The organism is Desulfocurvus thunnarius (genome assembly GCF_055390965.1).
Genome location: NZ_AP042411.1, coordinates 2,452,067 through 2,474,399, shown reverse-complemented (window position 1 = coordinate 2,474,399; position 22,333 = coordinate 2,452,067). Strand labels below are relative to the sequence as shown.

The following is a 22,333-nucleotide window of genomic DNA, read 5'->3' as shown; positions in this document are numbered from 1 at the left end:
ATCCTTCCCTCTCTCCCGCGGCCCGGGCTCACTTAACAGCTTCGACATACAGCGAAAACGTCCTATAGCCCGGGTTATCTTTCCCCTTGAAAGGGGTAGAGCAGGAGTGGAGGCTTTTTTTGTTTACCTGTCGGAATCCCGCCTCAGACAAAAACGCATGCAACAACTCATAATCAAAAATAATTTTGTGCCCAGGCGTGCCATTGACACTGTTGGTTTCCGTATAAAACCAAGAAGAGAGCCTGGACATCTTCGTATCCGGAACATTGGAATTCAAACGGGGCATCATCCTCCTTCGCAACACGGAAGGAAAGAAAAAATAGTAAAAAACGCCCTTCTTGAAACTCGGAACGACAATCCGGATTATGCCGCCCGGCTTGAGCACACGATATAATTCCGCAATAACATGACGGATTCTGTTCGGCTCAACGTGCTCAATGCAATGCGATGAATATATGTTGTCAACGGAGGCGCTCTGGAGAGGGATGTCGTCCGTCTCCAGGTTCATCTTGATATCGGCCCCATCATGTAAATCAATTATAATCCAGCGGCCGCCTTGGTCATTCCGATTATTTTGGCCTCCGATATCAAGATTCACAATCTCGCCATTCTTACAATCAGACATACATGACTCCTCCTTTCCCTTCAGGATTGAAGGTCAAGCCGTCTCCGTCCCAATAAAACTCCTGCCTTGTATACACTGTCTTCCTCAAGGAGCAGCAAAGCAGCGTCCAGTTCTTGAATGATTTTTCGATGTAGAGCTTTTCTATTTCATAGGCATTCGCCTGGGCTAGGCGTTCAAAGAAATCAAGCGGGTAACCCCAGAAACCGTGCTGCGGATGAAATGAAGCCATCGGCACCCAATGCACCATCCGGAACGACGACAGCCTGTGTATGTTCTTGAAGACCGCATGTTGATCCAAAACATGCTCGCTCGTCCCGATATTTGCCACCATCGGCCGCGGCGGGAGGTCTATCGGCTGGCTCAAGTCGAGAGGCAAGGCGCCATCCAATCCATTCAGGTCGATTGAAGTATACTCTATGCCCCGACGCTCATAAAATTTACTGTAGGGAACGCCTTTTGTCTTTTTATTGCCAAGCTCGTAGACCCCAGAGAAATCAAAGGGCTTCATCAAATTTTGCACCTGAAGGGGGATGATCTGGTCGAATGAATCGCCGCCATTGCTCCAGTAATGGATGACAGGGCAGACCGACATTTGCTTCAAATAAGCGTTGGCCCGCAAATATAGGTTTGTACAAAAAAGTTCAGAAGGATCATTCCCCGTCTTCCAGCCTTTTGCGGCATAATGCGACGCTGGCGTACAACTCCCCTGGAAATCAATTTCCGGATGCCGGGCGGCATACCACCGCGCATCAAAAAGACGACAGGCCTCGACCCGCCGGGCAATCATGCCGGGAGCAATCGCAGACGCCGCAGACAAGGAAAGGGTTTTCAAGTAGTCCGATACTCTTGGCGTGCGCCTGTCTTCATGGTCCTGCGTCGCCACGGCGGTCAGCAGGGCAATATCGACCTTTTCCGATTCAGGCATGGGCTCCGTTGCATAACGTACCGCCTCAAACCCGCTGTCTTTCAGTTCCGCGATCACCGTGCCGAGATCGCCGTGCGCACCTTCCTGGTCGACAACTTTTCCCGCGCACCGGTTCCAGAGAGCTTCAGAATCCTTCTCCAGATCCAAGGTCAGCAAAAGGAAACCGCCACCTTTCAGCGTCTCGCGCATCACGGAAAAAACCCGGCGCCGCTCGGTCGCGGCAAGATGCTCCACCACACTGACGGAAAGCCAGACATCAAATTTTTCTTTACCAAGAGACGGCAGATCAATCTTACCATTGATACATTCAATCTTTTCGTCCACCTCAGCGTAATCGAAAAAACCCCACTCATTTTTCAAGCCAACTGAATTCCTATCTATACGGGGCCCGTAATCGACGGTACATACTTTCGCCCCGCGCGTCGAAAGCAGAAAGGGGAGGGGCGTTATGCCAGCCCCGAAGTCGCCTATCCGTTTCCCATTGAGCTCATAGCCGAGCTGAGACAGAATCCAGGGATATTCAATCAATCGTGGATAGTGCTTTGTGAACCAACCGAAAATGGATTCCGACACCGTGACGCACTGTCCCAGAAGGTCAGGATTCTTCGCATTGCGAAGAAAATCATTGAGCGCCGTGCCGTCTATCGCGTTTTCATTCCGCCCGGCTTCGAACAAGTCCTCCTCCTTGTCCGCGACAACGACGGCAAGGTTCCTGTACTGCAAAAAAACAAAAACATTTTTAAAGGCGCCAGTCTTTTCTACCGACTCGACAATATCTTCATGAAAGAAGCACATATGCGATTTATCGCAGTCACTCTGGTTTCTATACCCGGAGATCACCAGCCTCCGGCGGGCCTTTCGCGCTGCGAATTCAATAAGCTCTTCATATTTCTCTTTACTCTCTTGGTGCAGCAAGACATCGAGGCACAAAACGAAGTCTGCCGAAGCGATCTCCTCTCTGTTCTCATACTTTTTGAAGCACCCCCCCGGGTGTTTCCTCGCGCATTCCTTCAAGGATTCCTCGGAGATATCCACCCCGACATAGCTGGGAAACTGGAAACCGGATGTTGTTTCGCAATCCCCGCACCCGATGTCCAGAACGGAAGCAAAATGCTCTATCCCCAAAAGTCGCAACATCTTCCGCTTTTTCTCAAGGACATCACCCCGCGAACCGACGCCCGACCCAAGATCGGGATACATACGGTAGCGAAAATCCCAGAACAATGCGTTGGTATAGCTCTGACGAATCACCGCGTTCACTTTTCCAATTGCATTGTCAACTGGAACGACTCCAGTGGGCTTCAATTGCCCAAGATGATCGAGTGAAGAATGATAGTGGAGGACGGCCGGTTCGTCTTCCCCCAACTCATCAAGAATCTTAGGAAGAAACAATTCGCGGTGAATAGGGGTATTGAATTTGACACCAACTGGCGAAAAAGGAAGGCTCAACATTTCAAGGATTAAACAAAAAGATATTTGATCGACATGCATTGCGTATGCGCCGAGCCGCTCTTGGATTTCTTTGTTCGCAAGCAAGTCCAAGGCCATTTTCCGCCATTCTCTGCCGAGAGCAGCAAAAAGGGCCTTGGGGATGCCGATCAGACCTCCATTACAATTGGATTGGAACGTCGCTCCCTTATACGTTTGCACCTGGACTGGTTTTTGAATGCCATACTGCTCAAAAATCCACTCCAGGATGTCAACGCTTGGATGACCCGCGTCAACCGTCTTCCCAATGATTTCATTTTCATGCTTGCCAGCCAAGGCATCGATGCTATCTGCGAATGCGATATCTGCATCACAGAGAAAAACATAATCATATTCTTTAAATTCACTTGTATCAAACTGGGCTAACTTGTTACAATACTTTTCATCACCAAATGGTTTTACCCGTACAACATTAATTCCATTTGATTTTGCATATTCATCTATCTTAAAATTTTCGCCAACTACATGAATAAATATGTCCTCTGGATTCACACCGGCACAATCCAGAAGAGTGCGTATAAATATAAACCCCTGCCATTGATAGAGGGGCGCATCATCAACAACACATGAATACGCAACCTTCATAAGACAAACTCCATATCGCTTCGCTCTAACAACACTGCGGACGCCAAGAGAGATGCATCAATCAGAAGTCTCATGCTTTTACAGTATCTGATGTGGGATTTGAGCGGCACGAAAAATATCCCGAATCTCCTGGATTGCCAAGGGATAAAACGCCCTGGATAGCGCTGGAACGCCCCTCCTGGCCGTACAAGCCGCAAAAAATCCCGGCCACCAAGAACGAAACACTCCGATCAGCAGACTCCATGGCAACGGGAAACGCACATAAGGATGCAACAAAAAAATCCAAGAAGGAATACGTAAGAAAAATAACGACAACCCGTCGGGATCACGATGATTACGCAGACATTGAAAATGGACGGACACATATGGAAGCGACCGTGTTCCTGATGGCCGGGAGGGCTTTGAATCGGGCGGGGGAGCGCCCCGGAGCCGCAGCGAAAGAGCCGAGGTTTCGGCCTGAATCGAATTTGCCCTTGCGGCGGGCCACTGTTCACCGCCTCCATCCGAACCAAACAAAAAACGGCGTCCTCCTGAAAGGCCGCCGTTTTCCTCACGTGGAGCTCCTCCGCCTATTCTCCCTCCAGCAAGCCCTGCTCGGCGGCGAAATCCACCAGCTCCAGCACGGCCCGCTCGCTGTCCATGAACAGCTCGATCAGTTCTTCGCGGGGGCGGTCGGCCAGTTTGGCGGTGACGAAATGCTTAAGCCCCAGGGCCAGGGTCATTTCCAGCATTTCCGAATACTCCCGGCCCTCGGTCACCAGCTCGAACAGCGCGCCCTCGAAGACCTCCAACAATTCCTCGCGGGACAATTCCTCAAGTTCGGCACGTTCGTCGTTCATCATCCCTCCTGCGCCGGGCAGCGTCTGGTTTTCGCTTCCCTACGGCACCCGTCCCCACCCGTCAAGAACCTCACGCTTCGCCACGCCTCTCCACCCGCCCGGCGTCCGCCCCGGTTGACTTGCGCGCCCAGGCGGGCAACAACGGACACAGCCGTCCAGCCCCCCGGCCCGGCACCCTCCACAGCGCAACCCGCAGGAGCCGCCATGACCGACCGCCACCTCTGCATCCACGGCCACTTCTACCAGCCCCCGCGCGAAGACCCCTGGCTCGGCGTCGTGCTGCCCGAGGGCAGCGCCGCCCCCCGGCGCGACTGGAACCAGCGCATCACCCGCGAGAGCTACGCCCCGCTTTCCCGCGCCCGCCTGCTCGACGCCCAGGGCCGCATCCGCGCTCTGGTCAACGCCTACGAGTTCATCAGCTTCAACTTCGGCCCCACCCTGCTGGCCTGGATGGCCCGTCAGGCACCCGACACCTATGAACTGATCCTCGAAGCCGACCGCGCCTCGCGCGCGCGCCTGGGCTTCGGCAACGCCATGGCCCAGATCCGCCACCACACCATCATGCCCCTGGCCAGTGCAGAGGACAAGCGCGTCGAAACCGCCTGGGCCGTGCAGGACTTCGAGGCCCGCTACGGCCGCAGCCCCGACGGCCTCTGGCTGCCTGAGGCCGCGGCGGACACCGCCAGCCTCGAAGCCCTGGCCGAGGCGGGCATCGCCTACACCGTCCTGGCCCCGCGTCAGGCCGCCGCCGTGGCCGACCCCGGCGGCCCCTGGCAGCCCGTCACCGAAGCCACCCTGGACATCACGACACCCTACCGCGCCGAGCTGCCCTCGGGCCGCTCCATCGCCATTTTCTTCTACCACGGCGCCCTGTCCCAGGCCGTGGCCTTCGAGCGCCTGCTCACCGACGGCGGCGCCTTCTGGAACCGCCTGCGCGCCGCCGCCGCCCCGGGCCTCGTCTGCCTCGCCACCGATGGCGAAACCTACGGCCACCACTTCACCTTCGGCGAAATGGCCCTGGCCTGGTGCCTGGACCAAGCCCAGGCCGACCCCACCGTGCGCCTGACCAACTTCGCCGCCCATCTCGCCGCCCACCCGCCCGTGCGCCTCGTGCAGTTGCACGAGCCCTCGTCCTGGAGCTGCGTCCACGGCGTGGAGCGCTGGCGCGCCGACTGCGGCTGCAACAGCGGCGAGCACCCCGGCTGGACCCAGGCATGGCGCGGCCCCCTGCGCGAGGCCCTCGCCGCCCTCAAAACCCGCCTGGACGCCCACTACGCCCAGGCCGCCCCGGCCCTGCTGCGTGACCCCGCCACCGCCTTGCGCGACTACGGCCGCGTCATCGCCGAGCCCGCCGGGCGCGACGCCTTCGCCGCCACCCATCTCGCCCCCGGCCTGGAGCCCGCCGCCCGCCAGCAGGCATGGGATCTCCTGGCCATGCAGCGCCACGCCCTGGCCTCCTTCGCAAGCTGCGCCTGGTTCTTCGACGACCTGGACCGCATCGAACCCGTCAACGCCCTGACCAACGCCCTGCGCGCCTGCGAACTGGCCGGACGCACGGGCGTCCCCGGCGGCGCCCAGGCCCTGGAAGCCGCCCTGGAACAAGCCCTGGCCCAAGCCCGCTCCAACCCCACCCCGCGCCAGCCCCTGGGCCGCACGGGCGACGCCATCCTGCGCCAGGAGGCCCGCCCGCGCCACGGCACCCCCGCCAGCCTCGCCCTGCACGCCCTGCTCCTGGCCTGGGCCCAAAACCCCGACCTGCCCCCCGGCAGCACCCCCGTGGACCAGCCCTGGCCCGACGTGCGCGTCACCGTCCACTGGAACACCGCACCCGTCGCCCAACCCGGCGCTCTCGCAGGCACCGCGCGCATCGTCCACACCCACGGCGAAGCCGCCGTCGCATACGCCCTGCTCTGGGAGCCGCCCACCGCCACAGCCCCCTGGGCCAGCCGCCTGCGCCTGGACAACGGCCCCTGGCTCGCCGCCGCCGACCTGCCCTGGAACAAGCGCCAGGACATCACCCTGGCCTTCGCCGCCGCCTCGGCAGCCACACAGCGCGCCACCTTGGCCGCCCGCGCCGCCACCGCCCGCGCCCTGACCCTGCCCCTGGCCGAGGCCCAAACCACCCAGAACCAGACCGACCACTGGCAACACCTGCTGCCCGCCCTGGCCCACCACTGGATCGCCAACGGCACCGACACCCCCGAAGACGAGGCCCTGCACGCCCTGCTCACCGCCAACCCCTGGCCCCCCGCAGCCCGCCAGGAGCTTTCCCAAACCCTCAACCTCGCCGCCCTGGCCCTGCTCGCCGCGCCCGCGCCCGACTGGGCCGCCCTGACCCGCCTCGCCACCCGCGCCCAGGCCCTAAACGCCCAACCCGACTGGTGGCCCACCCAAAACCGCCTCTGGACGCTGACCCCCATCTCTCCCGAAGCCCAGGCCGCCGCCCGCGCGTTCGGCTTCGCCATGCCCTAGCGCGCCGCGCGTTGCCGGGGCGCTGCCCCGGACCCCGCCAGGGGGCGCCGCCCCCTGGACCCCCGGCAGGGGCCAACGGCCCCTGCACCCCGCACGCCGCCCCGGCTCCGCACGGCGAAGTCTCGCCGCGCGGACCCGGGGCGGGGGCCAGGGCAAAGGGCAAAGGACGGGCAGGAAACCGGGCTGCCTGGCTGGAATGGCCGGGCAGGCGCGGCTGGGTTGCGGGGGCCTGGCCGGATAATTCTTGTTACGATTATAAAGTTTATGAATTTTATAGATTGCCATCTTAACAAGTAGGCGTTTTTAGCCTAGGTGCAGGGTACGCAAAATGTCGTCCCAAAAGCGACAGCACCAGGAAGCAGGAGGAAAACCCGTGCCCCAGTCCGCCCAAAGCCAGACGGCCCGCAACGCCCGCAAACAGCCCATGCCCCTTGAGGAGTTCTTCCGCACCGTGGTTTTCGGGGCCGATACGGCCAAAGAGGCCCGGCGTAACGCAAACACCGCCCCCATGAACAGCGCGGACTACTGGCGCGAGGAATTCGACGGCCCGTGGTCCGAACATGCCGAGCCGACCCCCGCCCCGTTCGGGCAGAACGCCCCGCAGGCCGCAGGCCCTCTCCCGGGCACCCTGCCCGGGAAGCAGGCCAACGACCCGCTCCTCTCTGCCGTCCCCAACCCGGGCGGGCCGCTTCTCCTTGAGCTGCCCAACCTCCTGCGCACCTCCGCCCGCGCCGCGCAAAACAGCCTCGCCCCGCGTCCCTCGGCTGGCGACTCCGCCACGCGGAAATCTGCAACCTCCGCCCCCGCTCTCGCCAGCAGCGAAACCACCACACACCAGAATACCCCGCAGCCCTCACAAAACGCCACCACCACCGCGCCCATTCCCCATGCCGCGCCAAGCAAAGACCTGCCCATCCTGAACGGCGGCATCCTGGACGCGGGCAAGCTTTTTCTGCATTACTTGGGGGGCAGCGAGGAAGAATTGGAAATGGATTTCAACGATGTGGACACCTCCGGCGTCACTCCGGAACAATTCCCCGGCTTCCAGCAGCAGGTGGACGCCCTACGCGCGGCTGGCGGCGGAACCGCCACCATCTCCTTGAGCAAGACCTACAGCACCAAAGGCGCCCAACACGCCGCCCTCGGCCACATCACTCTGAAGCTGGAAGGTAAACTTACCGTGGGCAAAAACGGCTGGCACCTGGACGGCGAGTTGGAATCGGGGCCGGACAAATATGATTTCAACAAGATGAGAGAAGGAGAACGGAATGGACTCGCTGAGGCATCCACACGATTTGGAGGCATGTTCGATGGGAAAAATTTTGTCATCAGAATAAAAGGCAAAAAAAGCATCGTGGGGCAAGGATCATGGTAACATTGCGAAAAAGATACATCTTTATCCCTTTCCTACTCGTTTTCGTTTACGCCATGATCAAGCCAGAGATCATTGCCTTGTTTTGTAACCCCTACGAGGAATATGACGATGCATTCAGCGGTGCCATATTCGACGGCAATCCAATTGTTTCATCAGAATTACTCCAAGAAATCACCTTCTACGAGCTTCCTTCAGAAATTGATCTTCCATGCGAAATGAACAGGGAAAGTATGCGCTTACTGAAGCGGATAATTGATAAAAAGACTATTACAGAATTCATAAATCTGATTCATGATTCAAGTGGGAGCAAGCACTACGGGAAATCGCATATCAAAATGCCAAATCAGCTTGGCATAGAAATCATCGCCAATGATCAACGCAAGACATTCTTGATCATATGGATATTTGGCGACAAAATATGTATGTTTCCTTTTCCTGAAAAGCGATTTAAATATAATAAATTTGGCGCATACAAAGAAAAACTCCATGCCCTGCTCTTGGAGGAGGGCATCCTTGACCAGCTTTCTGGATACGCCGAATTCATGGCAAGGCAGCAGGGGCAATAGATCAAGCCGACCGGGCCGGGTTCCCCCAAGGGAATCCGGCCCGATTGTTTTTCGGTCCCTAACAAAGACCGTGCGCGCCTTTTCCCCCGAGAGCGCCTTTCCGGTGGTGGGAGGGGATGGGGTCCGGGGAAGGGGAGGGCGGCCCCGCTTTCGGCGCTTGGGGAAAGGGGGGTCGCCCTCCCCTTCCCCGGCGGCCGCAGGCCGCAACACGCCAGCCCGACCACTCCCCGCGCTTGCGCCGCCAGCCCTAGTAGTGCGGCGGCGCCTCGTCGGGCGGGGCGGCGGTGGTGGCGCCGACGGTGAAGGCGGCTTGCAGGCGGGTGGCGACGGCCTGGAGCAGGCGTTCCATGGCGTCGATCTGCTTTTGCTGGGCGGCGAGCACGTCGGAGAGTTCTTCGATGGTTCGTTCCTGGAGGGCGACGGTTTCTTCCAGGCGGATGATGCGCTCTTCCATGGTGTCCTCCGGTGGTTTGGAGGCCGGGGCGGCCTGTCACCTGTCAGCGGTCGCGGGTCAGGGCCATGACGGCCTGGAACTCCTCGGGGCGCACGGGCTGCACCGACAGGCGGCTGCCCTTGCGCAACAGCTCCATCCCGGCCAGGGCGGGCACGCCGCGCAAAAGCGCCAGGGGCAGCGGCGCGGCGAATTTCTCCACCAGCCGGATGTCCACCATATACCACAGGGGCCGCTCTTGGGAATGGCGGGGGTCGAAGTGCTTGTCGTCGGGGTTCAGGGCAGTGTGGTCGGGGTAGGCCGTGCTGGCGACCTCGGCCAGCCCGACGATGCCGGGGCTGGTGATGCTGTGGTAGAACAGCACGGGGTCGCCGGGCTGCATGGCGTCGCGCATGAAGTTGCGGGCCTGGAAGTTGCGCACCCCGTCCCACGAAGTGGTCCGCCCCGGGGCGGCGGCCAGGTCGTCGATGGAAAAGCAGCCGGGCTCGGTTTTCACGAGCCAGTGGCCGGGAGTGGCGGGGGTGGGGGAAGCGGTCATGGCGCGGCCTCCTCGGGGAAGTGGGTGTCGAGATAGTCGGCAAAGGCCTTTTCGGCGCGGGCGGCGTAGAGTTCCATGCGTTTGCGCTTGCCCGCGCGCACGCCCAGCTCGGGCATCAGGCCGAACTGGACGTTGGAGGGCTGGAAGTTTTTGGCCGGGGTGCGCAGGTGCCCGAGCAGGGCGCCCAAGGCGCTCTCCACCGGCGCGGGCGGCACCACGCGCCCGCGCAGGCGCGCGCCCAGGCTCAGGCCCAACCACAGCCCGCAGGCGGCGGACTCCACATAGCCCTCCACCCCGGTGATCTGCCCGGCGAGGTAGACCCCGGGGCGGTTGCGCAGTTCCAGGGTCTCGCTCAGGGCCTGGGGCGCGTTGACGTAGGTGTTGCGGTGGATGCTGCCCAGGCGCTCGAACTCGGCGTGCTCCAGGCCGGGGATCATGCGGAACACGCGGCGCTGCTCGGGGTAGGTCAGCTTGGTCTGGAAGCCGACCATGTTGAAGCGGGTCCGGGCCCGGTTTTCGGCGCGCAGTTGCACCACGGCGTGGGCCTGGGCGCCGGTGCGCGGGTCGGCCAGCCCCACGGGCTTGAGGGGCCCGAAGAGCAGGGTCTTGTCGCCGCGCTCGGCCATGACCTCGATGGGCAGGCAGCCCTCGAAGTGCATTTCGCGCTCGAACTCGCGGGGCCGGACCTTCTCGGCGGCCAGCAGCGCGTCCAGGAAGGCGCGATACTGGGCTTCGTCCATGGGGCAGTTGAGGTAGTCGTCGTCTTCGGGGCGGTAGCGCGAGCCCCAGTAGGCCTTGTCCATGTCCACGGAGTCGGCCTCGATGATGGGCGCGATGGCGTCGTAGAAATACAGGCCCGCGCCGTCGGCCGTGCCCATGGCGCGGGCGAGGTCGGCGGCCAGGGCGTCGGAGGCCAGGGGCCCGGCGGCCAGGACCACGGCGTCGAAGCCCGCCAGGGCCGGGTCGTCCAGGGCGGTGATCTCCTGGCGGAGAATGGTGATGGCCGGATGGTCCTGCATGGCGCGGGTCACGTGGTCGGAGAACAGGGCCCGGTCCACGGCCAGGGCCTTGCCCGCGGGCACGCGGGTGGCCTCGGCGGCGGCCATGATCAGGCTGCCCGCCCGGCGCATTTCGGCCTTGAGGCAGCCCACGGCGGTGTCGGGCAGGTCGGAACGCAGGGAGTTGGAACAGACCAGTTCGGCCAGCCCGGCGCCGGTGTGCGCGGGGGTGTTGCGCCCGGGGCGCATCTCGAAAATGGTGACGGCCACGCCCCGGCGGGCCAGTTGCCAGGCGCACTCGCACCCGGCCAGCCCGCCGCCGACCACGGCGACAGTATGTTGCGGCACTGCTTCCTCGATGTTTGTCGTCTTGGGTTGCCGGGCCGCGCGGGCGGCCTGCGGCGTTGACAACGGCGCGCCCCGCCGTCCACAATGCCCACGGCCCGGCCCGAGTATGACCGCTTCCCCCCAGCGAGGCAACCATGGACCTGCTTTCCATCCACGACCTGGAGACCACCTTTTTCACGGACCGTGGCCCGGCCCGCGCGGTGGACGGCGTGTCCCTGGGCGTCGGCAAGGGGCAGACCGTGGCCGTGGTCGGCGAATCGGGCTGCGGCAAAACCATGCTGGCCCTGTCCGTGCTGCGGCTGGTGCCCGCGCCCGCCGGGCGCATCACCGGGGGCCGGGTGCTCTTCGACGGCACGGACCTGTTGGCCCTGCCCGAAGCGGGCATGCGCGCCATTCGCGGCAACCGCATCTCCATGATCTTCCAGGAGCCCATGACCTCGCTGAACCCGGTATTCCAGGTCGGCGAACAGATCGCCGAGGCCGTGCGCCTGCACCGGGGCCTGGGCGCCCGCGAGGCCCGCGAGGCGGCCGTGGAGATGCTGCGGCTGGTGGGCATCCCCGGCCCGGCGGAACGCGCCCTGGCCTACCCCCACGAGTTGAGCGGCGGCATGCGCCAGCGGGTGGTCATCGCCATGGCCCTGGCCTGCGACCCCGAACTGGTGTTGGCCGACGAGCCGACCACGGCCCTGGACGTGACCATCCAGGCCCAGATTCTGGACCTGATGATGGACCTGGGCCGACGCAGGAACGCGGCCGTGCTGCTCATCACTCACGACCTGGGCATCGTGGCCCAGACCTGCTCGCGGGTGGCGGTGATGTATGCCGGGCAGGTGGTGGAGGATGCCCCGGTGCCCGAACTGTTCCGCGAGCCGCTGCACCCGTACACCCTGGGGCTGCTGCGCTCGCTGCCCGGGCCCGGGCGGCGCGGGCGCGAGTTGGAGCCCATCCCCGGCGTGGTTCCGGCGCTGACGGACCTGCCCCGGGGCTGCCGCTTCCACCCGCGCTGTGCGCGGGTCATGGCGCGCTGCCGCGAGGAGGCCCCGCCCATGCTGGCCCCGGCCCCCGGGCGCGGCGTGCGCTGCTGGCTGCACGCCTAAGCGGCCGCCGCCCGGCCCACCGGACTTCCCCTCCGCCCTTTCCCTCCTTCGGCGCGGCCCCCCTCCCTCCCCGGCCCGTCCGGGCATGGTCCTTGCTTCTCCCCCTGCCGTCCGGCGCCCTTGCCGGAAGTTTTTGCCCATCGGCCATCAGGAGGACCCATGAGCATTTACGGCGTTTCGCACAACGGCGTCTTGGGCACCGTCAGCTTCCGCGCCCAGGAAGAAGACGGCATCGATCCCGATTCCAAGCAAGGCCAACGGGTGGACCGCGACGGCGACGGCAAGCCCGACACCCTGGACGACATCACCCTGACGGACCTGGGAGTCAAGCTCTCGCAGCTCACCCGCGACTATCCGAACCTGAACATCGTGGATACCATGAGCGCCGACCTGGAGCTGCTCAAGACCGGGTTCATGGAGTCGCTGGAGCAGAAGCTTCAGGAGGCCGACGTCAACGTCACCGAGGCCTTCACCCTGAAGACCGACGCAAACGGCGACGTGCGCGTGAACGGCTCGCACCCCGACAAGGAAGCCATCGAGGCCGCCATCAACAACGACGAGCAGCTCAAGGAGGCCTTCGCCAAGATCACCGAGCAGGCCGGGCTGATCAGCAAGGTGCAGACCAACAGCCGCTACATGTCCATGCGCAAGGGCCTGGACGCCTACCTCCAGAACTCGGAGCAGTCCGGGTTCGACGGGATGTTCATGGTCAACCTGGCCGAAGGCGACATGCGCCTGGGCCTGGCCGGGCTGCTCTAGGCGAATTGCCGCGCGGACAAAGGACGGCGGAGCGTCGGGCCAATATGCGCCCGCCCCTCGACGCGGGCCGCCGATATGGGGTAGGGTGGCCACGGACCCGACCCCCGGGCCCCGGCGCATTCCTTCGACCCCGGACGCCCATGTCACTCTCCGCCCGCCTGCTGCTCCTTTTCCTCCTGGCCCTGGCGTGGCCGGGCCCGCCCGTGGGCGCCGGGCCCGCCGTGGCACCCGGCGCCCCCCTGGAACTGAGCGCCGAGGAACGCCGCTGGCTGGCGGAGCATCCCGTGCTGCGCATGGGCGTGGGCCGGGAGCTGCCGCCGTTCCAGTACGTGGAGCGCGACGGCGGCGTGCCGACCTTCAAGGGCATGGCCTCGGACTATGCGGCCCTCCTGGAGCAGCGCCTGGGCGTGCGCCTGGAGCCCGTGCTGGACGCGGACCTGCCCCGGGCCCTGGAACTGGCCCGCAGCCGCGAGATCGACCTCCTGCCCTGCGTGGCCGTCAGCCCCGAGCGCAGCGGCTACCTGCTGTTCACTTCGCCCTACCTGACCCACCCCGTGGTCATCATCACCCGCGACGACGCGCCCATCCTCACCGGGCAGGGCGACCTGCGCGGGCGCACCGTGGCCGTGGTGCGCAACATGGCCAGCAGCGAGAACTTCCGCGCGGCCCTGCGGGGCGCGGCCCTGAACGTGCAGCCCGTGGCCTCGACCCTGGAATCCCTGCAACTGGTCGCCTCGGGCCGGGCCGACGCCTGCGCGGCCAACCTGGCCGTGGCCAGCTACCTCATGCGCCGACACGAACTGACGAACCTGCGCGTGGCCGCGCCCACGGACTGGGACCGCCAGGAACTGGCCATGGGCGTGCGCAGCGACTGGCCCCTGCTGGCCAGCGCCGTGCAGAAGGCCCTGGACAGCATCGGCCAGGAGGAGCGCGACGCCATCAGCCTGCGCTGGATTTCCCTGGCCGCCGACAATAACGCGGGCCTGCGCCGGGCCCTGCGCTGGGCCATGGGCCTGGCCGGGGCGGCTGCGCTGTGCGTGGCGGGCGTGCTGCTGTGGAACCGCCGCCTGGCCCGCGAGGTCGCCGAGCGTCAGCGCGCGGAGGCCGAACTGCGCGCCAGCCGCAAGAGCTACCAGGACCTGTTCGAAAGCATGCAGACCGGATTCGCCCTGCATCAGATTCTCCTCGACGACCAGGGCCGCCCCCGGGACTACCGCTTCCTGGCCGTGAACCCGGCCTTCGAGCGCCTGACGGGCCTTGCGGCCGACGAAATCCTGGGCCGCACGGTGCTGGAGATCCTGCCCGAAACCGAACCCGTCTGGATCGAACGCTACGGGCGCGTGGCCCTCACGGGCGAACCCGCAAGCTTCGAGCAGTTCGCGGGCGCGCTGGACCGCCACTTCGAGGTGGTCGCCTACTGCCCGGCTCCCGGCCAGTTCGCCACGCTGTTCACCGACGTGACCGAGCGCAGGCGGGCGGTGCTGCTGATGATGCAGTCGGAGAAGATGCTCTCCCTGGGCGGGCTGGCGGCGGGCATGGCCCACGAGATCAACAACCCCCTGGCGGGCATCCTGCAAAGCGCCCAGAACATCTCCCGCAGGCTGGCCCCGGGCATGCCCGCCAACGAGGACGCCGCGCGGGCCTGCGGCCTGTCCCTGGAAGCGCTGCAATGCTATCTGAAGGCCCGGGGCATCGAGCGCATGCTCGAAGGCGTCGTGGCCTCGGGCTCCCGGGCGGCGCGGATCATCGCCTCCATGCTTTCCTTCAGCCGCCAGGAGGGCACCAGCCGCACGCCCTGCGACCTGCGCGAAATCGTCGAGGAAACCCTGACCCTGGCCGAAAACGACTACGATCTGAAAAGCAAGCACGACTTCCGCAACATCCGGCTGGTGCGCGACCTGCCGCCGGACCTGCCGCCCCTGCCCTGCTCGCGGGTGCAGATCGAGCAGGTGCTGCTGAACCTCGTGCGCAACGCGGCCCACGCCCTGTCGGCCATGGAGCCGCGCCGACCCGACCCCGCCATCCGCATCGCCGCCCGGGCCGAGGCCGGGCAGATGGTCATCGAGGTGGAGGACAACGGCCCCGGATTCTCCCCCCAGGCCGAAAAACGCATCTTCGAGCCCTTCTTCACCACCAAGGCCCCCGGCCAGGGCACGGGCCTGGGCCTGTCCGTGTCCTATTTCATCATCACCCGCAACCACGGCGGCGGCTTCGAGGTCCGTTCCGTTCCGGGCCAGGGTGCGAGCTTCGTCATCCGCCTGCCGCTTGTCCCGTAGCCGCCCGGGCCAGCCCTTCCAGGGCCGCGCCCAGGGCGCCGCAGTGATCCGGCTCGTCGGGCACCAGGGGCTCGAGCCCCAGCTCGCGGGCCAGCAGGCGCACCATGCACGGGTTGCGCGCCACGCCCCCGGTGAAGACCACCGGCGGCTCCAGCCCCACCCGGCGCAGCATGCCCGCCGTGCGCGCGGCAATGGCCGCGTGCAGGCCCAGGGCGATGTCCTCGGGCGGAGCGCCCCCGGCCATGAGCGACACGGCCTCGGTCTCGGCGAACACGGTGCACATGCTGCCGATGGGCACGGCGCGCGCGCCGCCCAGGGCATAGGCGCCGAACTCCTCCACGGGAATCTGGAACACCCCGGCCAGATGCTCCAGGAACTTGCCCGTGCCCGCCGCGCAGCGGTCGTTCATCTCGAAGCGCAGCACCCGCCCTTCCGGGCCCAGGCGAATGGCCTTGGTGTCCTGCCCGCCGACATCCACCACGGTACGCGCCTCGGGGAAAAGCCGGTGCGCCCCGGCGGCGTGGGCCTTGATTTCCGTCAGCGTCGAAACCGGCGCGCCCAGCCCGGCCCCGGCGACCAGGTCGCGGCCGTAGCCCGTGGCCACGATGGCCTCGGGCGCCGTGCCGTCCAGCACGGCCGCCACCTGGCGCAGGGGATGGAACGTGGTGGGCACGCGGCGGGCCAGGACCACCCGCCCCGCCGCGTCCACCACCACCAGCTCCACCGAGCGCGAACCGACGTCCAGCCCGGCGATCATGGTCAGGACACCATTTCCACGAAGGCCTCGACGCGCGTCTTGAGTTGCTCCACGTCCTCCATGGAGTAGTCCGTCTCCAGGGTCAGCAGGGGCACGCCCTTGTCGGCCAGGGTCCGGCCCAGCTTCATGGCCTCGTGGGCATAGGGCTGGCAGAACATGAGCGCGTAGTGCACCACGCCGTCGGCCTTCTGCGTGGCGGCCAGGGCGGCCACGTTGTCCATGCGCTCGTCGTTGGGCGTGAAGCAGGCGCAGTCGATCTTCATGTAGCGCTCGGCCAGGGCGTCCAGCAGGCCGTCCATGGTCTCGGGCGTTTCGTCCACCAGGTCGCGGGTGTTGCGCGTGCCGATGCACGATTCCTCACCGACGATGACCGCCCCGGAGCCTTCGATCACGTAGGGCAGCTTCCAGTTGGGCACGGCCATGGGGCAGCCCGAGAGCAAAAGCCGCGGCGTGCCCGCCGGGGCCACGCCCTGGCCCTTGGCCACCCGGGCCTCCAGCTCGTCGCACAGCTCGCCGATCTTGGCCGTGAAGCGCTCGGGGTCGTCGTAGAAGCTGATCTGGTTGATGAGCAATGCGTCGCGCCCGGAGATGGGCGCGGGGTCCGCCGCGCGCAGGGCGTTCAGCCGCTGGAGCACCCGGCGCCGGGCGTTGACCGTCCGCATCGCGGCCTTCAGGGATTCCACGGTGATGGCCTTGCCCGTCAGTTCCTCCAGGCGCTCCTTGAAGCGCACGATCTCCGCACGCCACAGGGCCCGGGCCGCCGCGCTCTTGGTCTGCGGCACCTCCATCACGTACATGGGCGCGTGGGCCGCGAAGGCCTCGTAGGCCTTCTTCTTGCCGTCGCAGGTCGTCTCGCCGACGATCATGTCGCAGGATTCGATATACGGGCACAGCCGCGAAAGCTTGAAGCCGATGAACGACTTGATGAGCGCGCAGGTGCCGCGCGGCACCAGTTCCTCGGCCCGGGCGCTGCCCACCTCGGCCCCGGCGCACAGCCCGACCTGCACCGCGCCCGCCGCCAGGGTCAGTTCCTCGGGCACGAACACGCAGAACGTACCGACCACCTTGCGCCCGGCCGCCTTGGCGTCCTGCAATTCCTTGATGCGCAACCCATGCACTTCGGAAAGCACGAAGTCCATGTATTCCATGCCTTTGAGCCGGTTGTCCTGGGACATGTAGATGTCGCCGTAAAACTTGCCCAGCACTTCCAGCAGCCCGTCGTGGGCCTCGATGTCCAGGTTCAGCTTTTCCCACATCCGCTTGTGGTCGCTCATGCCGCAGCCCTCCTCGCCAGGGTTGGGGGTTGTCGAATTCCGAAAACCTACCCCAAGGCCATGGATAGAGCAAACCTATGCACGGTATTGAAGGATTGGCACCTTTCTGAAACGCGCCGGGGCACCCCGGCGTCTCCCGCGGTCCGTCCGGGCCTTGGGGGGCCGCCGGGGCCCACGAGGCCGGGCACAGCCCCGCCCCGGGAAACCCGCCAAGCCGGGCGCGAAGGCCCGAAACCGGCGCCCCCGGAGGCGCTCCCGCCCGCCGGGGCACACCGGCACCGGGAAACCCGGGCAAAACCCGACCGGACACGCACCTTGCGCCCGTTTCCGCGAAGCGGCATTCGCCCCCCCTTTCACCCTCGTGCCGCCCGGGCCGACGGTCCCGGCACAACGGCGACCACCCTCCCGGCAGGGTATCTCTTTTTTTGCGGGTTTCCCTTGACAGAATGATAGAGAATGACAATCATTCCCAACAGAGGCACGGTTGCCATCGCCAACCGACCACCGGAGCGGGTTGCCCACCGCTCCGGCGGACGCCTCGCCAGCCGGGCCGCTGGAATCCGCCCGGCAAAAGCCTCCAGATGTTCACTGCCTCATCGCTTCACATCCTCATCCTGAGAGCCCCCGGATCGGCCGGGGGCTTTCGCTTTGGGGCGCCGCCCGCGCGCGCCGCGCCTGAAGGGCCGGCCCGGGGCCGCTCCGCCGCCCCCGCGTGAGCGCGGGGCCCGGGCCGCCGCGCCCCGCCCCATGCGCCCCCCCCGCCGTCCCGCGCCGCCGCAGGAAATTCCGGCATCGGCCGCATCCCGCTTCCGCACGCCGCACCCTGCCCGGTTCCCCGGTCGGCCCCGGCCCAGTTCCCCCGGCGCATCCCCTCCCCCGGCGGCATCCTCCCAGCCCGCCCCGCAGCCCCCTCGCCAACCAATCCTCCGCCAGGCCACCCGACCGCCGCACCCCGGCCAATACCCGCCGCAACCGCCGACCTCTCATGCCGCGCCGCCGCCGCCGCTGCCGCTCCGCTCTTTTCCCATTGACAAGGCGCCGGAGGATACGTATCTCACATGAGCAAATGCTCAAGTGTTTAACTTTCAACCGGACACACGAGGGGGAGGCAATGGCACACGACGAATGCGAAGTGCAGGGGCTGCACCCGGAGGCCGTGGAACGCGTGGGCGCCAAGATGCCCGCCGAGGAAACCATCATCCGTCTGGCGGACATCTTCAAGGCTCTGGCGGACCCCACCCGGGCGCGCATCCTCTACGCCCTGTCGCTGGAGGAACTGTGCGTCTGCGACCTGGCGGCGCTGACCGGCATGAGCGCCTCGGCGGTGTCGCACCAGTTGCGCCTGCTGCGCGCCGGGCGGCTGGTGCGCTACCGCCGCGAAGGCAAGATGGCCTTCTACTGCCTGGACGACGAACACGTGCGCCACCTGCTCCAGGAAGGCCTGTGCCACGCCTGTGAATGACCCAGAGGACACCATGACCGACACCGTACTGCTCTTTCTCGACCAGACCTGGACGCTGCTCAACGAAGCCGCGCCGTGGGTGCTCCTGGGCTTCGCCGTGGCGGCGCTGCTCAAGGCCTTTGTTCCCGACGCCTTCATCGCCCGCCACCTGGGCGGCCAGGGCATCGGCCCGGTGCTGCGCGCCTCGCTCGTCGGCGTGCCCCTGCCGCTGTGCTCCTGCGGGGTGGTGCCCGCCGCCCTGGGGCTGCGCCGCCAGGGTGCCGGACGCGGCGCCACCACCGCCTTCCTCGTCTCCACTCCCGAAACCGGCGTGGACTCCGTGGCCGTGACCTGGGCCCTGCTCGACCCGGTGATGACCGTGATCCGCCCCGTGGCCGCCTTCATCACCGCCACCCTGGCCGGGCTGGCCGTGGACCTGCTGCCCGAGCCCAAGGCCCAGGCCGCCCCCGCCGCCACGCGCGAACTGCCCCTGGCCGCCCAGGCGGGCTGCGGCTGCAAGGGCGGCGCCTGCTGCGCGCCCCGGCCCGCGGCCAGCGCCGGGCTCGGCCAGCGCCTGCGCGCGGGCTTCGGCCACGCCTTCGGCGACATGCTCGCCGACATCGGCCTGTGGCTCGTCGGCGGCATCGCCGTGGCCGGAGCCATCGCCGCCTTCGTGCCCCAGGACGCCCTGGCCGACGCCTTCGGCCACGAGGGTCTGGCCATGCTGCTCATGCTCGCCGCAGGCATCCCGCTCTACGTCTGCGCCACGGCCTCCACGCCCATCGCCGCGTCCCTGGCCCTCAAGGGCCTGTCCCCCGGCGCCGCGCTGATCTTCCTGCTGGCCGGACCCGCCACCAACGCCGCCACCATCGCCGTGGTCGCCCGCGAAATGGGCCGCACCGTGGCCGCCGTCTACGTCGGCGCCATCGCCGCCGGAGCCCTGCTCCTGGGCTGGTGCGTCAACCGGCTCTACGCCTTCCTCGGCCTGGACATCGCCGCCTGGATCTCCCGCGCCGAAACCGACGAAGTCACCTGGTTCACCACCCTGTGCGCCGCCACCCTGCTGGCCCTGGTCGCCCGCGCCACCTGGCTGGCCCACCGCCACCACCAGCACGACCACGCGCATTCGCACTAGCGGCCCCGGGCCCCGCTCCCGAGAAGAACCGGCCAGGGGCCGACGACCCCTGGACCCCACACGTCGGTGCGGGCCGGGCGGCAGGAAGCCGCCCGGCCCGCACCGGAGGTTTTGGCGGAGGGAAATGGGGAAAGGCCCCGGAGGCTTTGCCTGGGAAAACGACCGGGGGGGTCCTGCCTTTTCCCGCCGCGCCTACCCGAGCAGCTTGTCCAGGTCGCGCACCAGGGGGCTGGCGGGCAGGCGGGGGCGGTGGATGGCGTAGAGTCGGCGGGCGGCGTCGCGGCCCTTGAGGGCGATGGTGGAGTCCAGTTCGGCCAGCAGGTTGTTGAGCACGGCCAGGGAGAGGCCTTCGGCGCAGTAGGCCGCGCGGAAGCGTTCGCGCAGGGTGCGCAGTTCGCCCTGGGTGCGCGACTGGTCGGAGAGGGCCGACTCGGAGAGCCAGGCCAGGCCGGTGACCACGGGGATGTGCCGCACCCGGCCCAGGCGCCCCAGGCGCAGGAAGAAATCCTGGTCGGCCAGGGCCTTCAGGCGCTCGTCGAAGAGGCCGTGGGCCTGGATGGCCGAACGGCGCAGCATGGGGTGCGGCCCGCCGGTGCAGGAGGCCAGGTTGTATTCGATGGAATACTGCGGCCAGAGCCAGGCGCCGCCGGAGTGGGCCGAGGGGCTGTGTTCGACGAAGGTCTGGTGCGGGGTGTCGGTGAGCTTCGTGTCGCCGAAAACGAGGTCGGCTTCGGGGCTGGCGTCCAGGGCGGCGGCCAGGGTGGCGTAGGCGTCGGGGGCCAGACGGTCGTTGGTGCTGAAGGGCGTGAGGTAGCGGCCCGAGGCCAGCAGGGCGGCGTGGTTCCAGGCGCGGTAGATGCCGATGCGCGTGGGGGTGCGCAGGTAGCGGATGCCGTGGTGACGCTGCTGGAAACGGCGGACCACGGCCGCCTCGTTTTCGGGCGAGGCGGCGTCGATGATGATGATTTCCAGACGTTCGGCGATGGTTTGGGCCAGCAGGTCGGTGAGGCATTCCTCCATGAAGGCTTCGGAGGCGTAGGTGGAAACCAGGGCGCTGACCAGAAAGTCGCCGGGGCGGTGGCCGGTGTCGTCGCGCAGGCTGGCGGCGGCCTCGCGGCCCAGGTCGCGCAGGCGCGCGGCTTGGAGCAGGGCGGCCACTTCGGCGTCGTCGGGGTTGGAGTCCAGGTGATGCTGGGCGGCGGCGATGCAGGCCGGGTCGTCGCCCGCGGCGGCCAGGGTTTCCAGCAGGCCGAGCAGGGCCTCGCGATGGTGGCGGTTGGCGGCCAGGGCGGCGTCGAATCCGGCCAGGGCGGCGGGCAGGTCGCGGGCGCGCAGGGCGGCCCGGGCGGGGGCGAGGTCCGGCGCCGGGGCGCCGGGGTGCGCGGGCCAAGGCTGCCCGGCACGGTGGGCGGCCAGGGCGAGGTCGGCTCCGGGCATGTCCGGCGGCAGGTAGAGGATCAGGTCGCCCGGCGGCAGGGCCAGGGGCAGTTGAGGCAGCTCCAGCAGGGCGGCGGGCGGCGTGTCGGCGGCGAAGAGGGCGTGGTGCGGCCCGAGCCATTCAGGGGCGATGGGGGCCGGGTCATGGTCGGGGTCGGCCTGGCGCAGGGCGCGGGCCATGCGCAGCACGGCCCGCGCAAAGGGCGCCAGCCGCCCGGCGAGCAGGTTGCGCGTCAGCGGCGCGGCGGCCGAGGCTTCGGGCACGAGGAAGCGTTGCATGACGAGGCGCGCGCCGGTGCAGTCCACGGGCTGGTCGGGCCGGGCCAGCCAGGGTTTGGCGGCGGGCGGCGGGGCCGAGGCCGCGCCGGGGAGGGCCCGGCCCGAGGCCAGGGCGTCCAGGGCCTCGCGGCCCGCCGGGCCCGGGGCAAAGGCCGCGCGCACGGGTCCGCCGCCGCTGCCGAAGAGCAGGGCCGGGGCGCCGGAGGGCACGGCCAGCAGGGGCCGGGGGTCGTCGGGCAGCAGGACGCGCGGGTCCAGCAGCAGGAGCGGGGCGTCCGGCGCCATTGCGGCCGTGGCGGCCAGGGCGTTCACGGCGGCGGCCAGGGGCTGGGGGCCCGTGGCGTCCAGGGCGCGCAGCCCGGGATGGGCCACGGCGCCCAGGGCGCGCAGGGCGCCGGGGTCCAGGCAGCCGCAGGCCAGGGCCCAGGGCAGGCGCAGGTCGTCCAGGCGCTGGCGCAGGGCCAGGACGAAGGCCAGCTCGTCGCGGGCGGCAAGGGTCAGCAGGCAGGCGGGCGCGGGTGTGGGCATGGCGTCTCGGGCGGTTGCGGTGCGGGCGCGGTCGTTCCGGCAATAGCGCAAATCGTGGCGGCTGCATACCGGGGCGGGGGGCCCGGGCTCCGGGCGGGGCGCTGTTCCCTACCGGAGCATGGGCGGAAAATGCGCTTGTG

17 protein-coding genes are annotated in these 22,333 nt (G+C 66.6%); 8 read left to right on the top strand and 9 right to left on the bottom strand.

Annotation, left to right across the window (positions count from 1 at the left end):
* Positions 1-28: 28 nt before the first annotated feature.
* From ACZ5KV_RS10735 to ACZ5KV_RS10725, 3 genes are all read right to left on the bottom strand, one after another.
* Positions 29-625, bottom strand: a complete 597-nt coding sequence (locus tag ACZ5KV_RS10735) for a class I SAM-dependent methyltransferase (RefSeq protein WP_464239295.1) — start codon at positions 623-625, stop codon at positions 29-31.
* The gene (locus ACZ5KV_RS10730) at positions 618-3,623 is read right to left on the bottom strand and encodes a methyltransferase domain-containing protein (RefSeq protein WP_464239294.1); all 3,006 of its coding nucleotides are present in this window, start codon (positions 3,621-3,623) and stop codon (positions 618-620) included. Before ACZ5KV_RS10730 ends, ACZ5KV_RS10735 begins: the two co-directional genes overlap by 8 nt.
* A gap of 569 nt (positions 3,624-4,192) precedes the next feature.
* The gene (locus tag ACZ5KV_RS10725; protein WP_464239293.1) at positions 4,193-4,462 is read right to left on the bottom strand and encodes a hypothetical protein; all 270 of its coding nucleotides are present in this window, start codon (positions 4,460-4,462) and stop codon (positions 4,193-4,195) included.
* Positions 4,463-4,666: 204 nt separating this feature from the next.
* Here ACZ5KV_RS10725 and ACZ5KV_RS10720 point away from each other — a divergent pair, with 204 nt between their 5' ends.
* From ACZ5KV_RS10720 to ACZ5KV_RS10710, 3 genes are all read left to right on the top strand, one after another.
* Positions 4,667-6,934 carry a DUF3536 domain-containing protein gene (locus ACZ5KV_RS10720; RefSeq protein WP_464239292.1) on the top strand — a complete coding sequence of 756 codons (2,268 nt, stop codon included), beginning with the start codon at positions 4,667-4,669 and terminating at the stop codon, positions 6,932-6,934.
* 373 nt (positions 6,935-7,307) lie between these two features.
* A complete protein-coding gene (locus tag ACZ5KV_RS10715; protein ID WP_464239291.1) occupies positions 7,308-8,309 on the top strand; it encodes a lipid II-degrading bacteriocin in 1,002 nt (333 codons plus the stop codon).
* On the top strand, positions 8,303-8,875 hold the full coding sequence (locus ACZ5KV_RS10710; RefSeq protein WP_464239290.1) for a hypothetical protein: 573 nt from the start codon (positions 8,303-8,305) through the stop codon (positions 8,873-8,875). Before ACZ5KV_RS10715 ends, ACZ5KV_RS10710 begins: the two co-directional genes overlap by 7 nt.
* 247 nt (positions 8,876-9,122) lie before the next feature.
* On the opposite strand, the gene ACZ5KV_RS10705 is transcribed toward ACZ5KV_RS10710, so the two are convergent.
* Genes ACZ5KV_RS10705 through trmFO form a run of 3 tightly spaced genes read right to left on the bottom strand, consistent with a single transcriptional unit; the run spans position 9,123 to position 11,210 of the window.
* Positions 9,123-9,329, bottom strand: a complete 207-nt coding sequence (locus ACZ5KV_RS10705; protein WP_464239289.1) for a SlyX family protein — start codon at positions 9,327-9,329, stop codon at positions 9,123-9,125.
* Positions 9,330-9,372: 43 nt separating this feature from the next.
* Entirely contained in the window at positions 9,373-9,864 is a 492-nt protein-coding gene (locus tag ACZ5KV_RS10700) for an EVE domain-containing protein (protein WP_464239288.1), read from the bottom strand.
* Positions 9,861-11,210, bottom strand: coding sequence for a methylenetetrahydrofolate--tRNA-(uracil(54)-C(5))-methyltransferase (FADH(2)-oxidizing) TrmFO (trmFO, locus tag ACZ5KV_RS10695; RefSeq protein ID WP_464239287.1), 1,350 nt, complete (start codon positions 11,208-11,210; stop codon positions 9,861-9,863). Before trmFO ends, ACZ5KV_RS10700 begins: the two co-directional genes overlap by 4 nt.
* 134 nt (positions 11,211-11,344) lie before the next feature.
* Between trmFO and ACZ5KV_RS10690 the strand changes: the two genes are divergently transcribed.
* From ACZ5KV_RS10690 to ACZ5KV_RS10680, 3 genes are all read left to right on the top strand, one after another.
* Positions 11,345-12,307 (top strand): ABC transporter ATP-binding protein, encoded by a 963-nt coding sequence (locus ACZ5KV_RS10690; protein WP_464239286.1) that lies wholly within the window; start codon positions 11,345-11,347, stop codon positions 12,305-12,307.
* A gap of 159 nt (positions 12,308-12,466) precedes the next feature.
* Complete coding sequence (locus tag ACZ5KV_RS10685; RefSeq protein ID WP_464239285.1) at positions 12,467-13,066, top strand: hypothetical protein; 600 nt, start codon at positions 12,467-12,469, stop codon at positions 13,064-13,066.
* A gap of 140 nt (positions 13,067-13,206) precedes the next feature.
* Positions 13,207-15,342, top strand: coding sequence for an ATP-binding protein (locus ACZ5KV_RS10680; RefSeq protein ID WP_464239284.1), 2,136 nt, complete (start codon positions 13,207-13,209; stop codon positions 15,340-15,342).
* Here the strand turns inward: ACZ5KV_RS10680 and ACZ5KV_RS10675 are convergent.
* Together ACZ5KV_RS10675 and ACZ5KV_RS10670 are read right to left on the bottom strand one after the other, a co-directional pair.
* Positions 15,317-16,099, bottom strand: a complete 783-nt coding sequence (locus ACZ5KV_RS10675) for an acyl-CoA dehydratase activase (RefSeq protein WP_464239283.1) — start codon at positions 16,097-16,099, stop codon at positions 15,317-15,319. The genes ACZ5KV_RS10680 and ACZ5KV_RS10675 overlap by 26 nt on opposite strands.
* 2 nt (positions 16,100-16,101) lie before the next feature.
* Positions 16,102-17,373, bottom strand: coding sequence for a double-cubane-cluster-containing anaerobic reductase (locus ACZ5KV_RS10670; RefSeq protein ID WP_464239282.1), 1,272 nt, complete (start codon positions 17,371-17,373; stop codon positions 16,102-16,104).
* 1,111 nt (positions 17,374-18,484) lie between these two features.
* On the opposite strand from ACZ5KV_RS10670, the gene ACZ5KV_RS10665 reads away from it, so the two are divergent.
* Together ACZ5KV_RS10665 and ACZ5KV_RS10660 are read left to right on the top strand one after the other, a co-directional pair.
* Positions 18,485-18,835 (top strand): ArsR/SmtB family transcription factor, encoded by a 351-nt coding sequence (locus ACZ5KV_RS10665; RefSeq protein WP_464239281.1) that lies wholly within the window; start codon positions 18,485-18,487, stop codon positions 18,833-18,835.
* A 13-nt stretch (positions 18,836-18,848) separates the two neighbouring features.
* On the top strand, positions 18,849-19,949 hold the full coding sequence (locus ACZ5KV_RS10660; protein WP_464239280.1) for an SO_0444 family Cu/Zn efflux transporter: 1,101 nt from the start codon (positions 18,849-18,851) through the stop codon (positions 19,947-19,949).
* A 192-nt stretch (positions 19,950-20,141) separates the two neighbouring features.
* Here the strand turns inward: ACZ5KV_RS10660 and ACZ5KV_RS10655 are convergent, their stop codons facing one another.
* On the bottom strand, positions 20,142-22,193 hold the full coding sequence (locus ACZ5KV_RS10655) for a glycosyltransferase (RefSeq protein ID WP_464239279.1): 2,052 nt from the start codon (positions 22,191-22,193) through the stop codon (positions 20,142-20,144).
* Between the last annotated feature and the right edge of the window lie 140 nt (positions 22,194-22,333).

Excerpts from the sequence above, each read along its gene's own strand:
- ACZ5KV_RS10690 (WP_464239286.1), top strand. The coding sequence starts at position 11,345 with ATGGACCTGCTTTCCATCCACGACCTGGAGACCACCTTTTTCACGGAC.
- ACZ5KV_RS10670 (WP_464239282.1), bottom strand. The coding sequence starts at position 17,373 with ATGAGCGACCACAAGCGGATGTGGGAAAAGCTGAACCTGGACATCGAG.
- ACZ5KV_RS10665 (WP_464239281.1), top strand. The coding sequence starts at position 18,485 with ATGGCACACGACGAATGCGAAGTGCAGGGGCTGCACCCGGAGGCCGTG.
- ACZ5KV_RS10710 (WP_464239290.1), top strand. The coding sequence starts at position 8,303 with ATGGTAACATTGCGAAAAAGATACATCTTTATCCCTTTCCTACTCGTT.
- ACZ5KV_RS10660 (WP_464239280.1), top strand. The coding sequence starts at position 18,849 with ATGACCGACACCGTACTGCTCTTTCTCGACCAGACCTGGACGCTGCTC.
- ACZ5KV_RS10655 (WP_464239279.1), bottom strand. The coding sequence starts at position 22,193 with ATGCCCACACCCGCGCCCGCCTGCCTGCTGACCCTTGCCGCCCGCGAC.
- ACZ5KV_RS10735 (WP_464239295.1), bottom strand. The coding sequence starts at position 625 with ATGTCTGATTGTAAGAATGGCGAGATTGTGAATCTTGATATCGGAGGC.
- ACZ5KV_RS10725 (WP_464239293.1), bottom strand. The coding sequence starts at position 4,462 with ATGAACGACGAACGTGCCGAACTTGAGGAATTGTCCCGCGAGGAATTG.
- ACZ5KV_RS10700 (WP_464239288.1), bottom strand. The coding sequence starts at position 9,864 with ATGACCGCTTCCCCCACCCCCGCCACTCCCGGCCACTGGCTCGTGAAA.
- ACZ5KV_RS10675 (WP_464239283.1), bottom strand. The coding sequence starts at position 16,099 with ATGATCGCCGGGCTGGACGTCGGTTCGCGCTCGGTGGAGCTGGTGGTG.
- ACZ5KV_RS10730 (WP_464239294.1), bottom strand. The coding sequence starts at position 3,623 with ATGAAGGTTGCGTATTCATGTGTTGTTGATGATGCGCCCCTCTATCAA.
- ACZ5KV_RS10685 (WP_464239285.1), top strand. The coding sequence starts at position 12,467 with ATGAGCATTTACGGCGTTTCGCACAACGGCGTCTTGGGCACCGTCAGC.
- ACZ5KV_RS10680 (WP_464239284.1), top strand. The coding sequence starts at position 13,207 with ATGTCACTCTCCGCCCGCCTGCTGCTCCTTTTCCTCCTGGCCCTGGCG.
- ACZ5KV_RS10705 (WP_464239289.1), bottom strand. The coding sequence starts at position 9,329 with ATGGAAGAGCGCATCATCCGCCTGGAAGAAACCGTCGCCCTCCAGGAA.
- ACZ5KV_RS10720 (WP_464239292.1), top strand. The coding sequence starts at position 4,667 with ATGACCGACCGCCACCTCTGCATCCACGGCCACTTCTACCAGCCCCCG.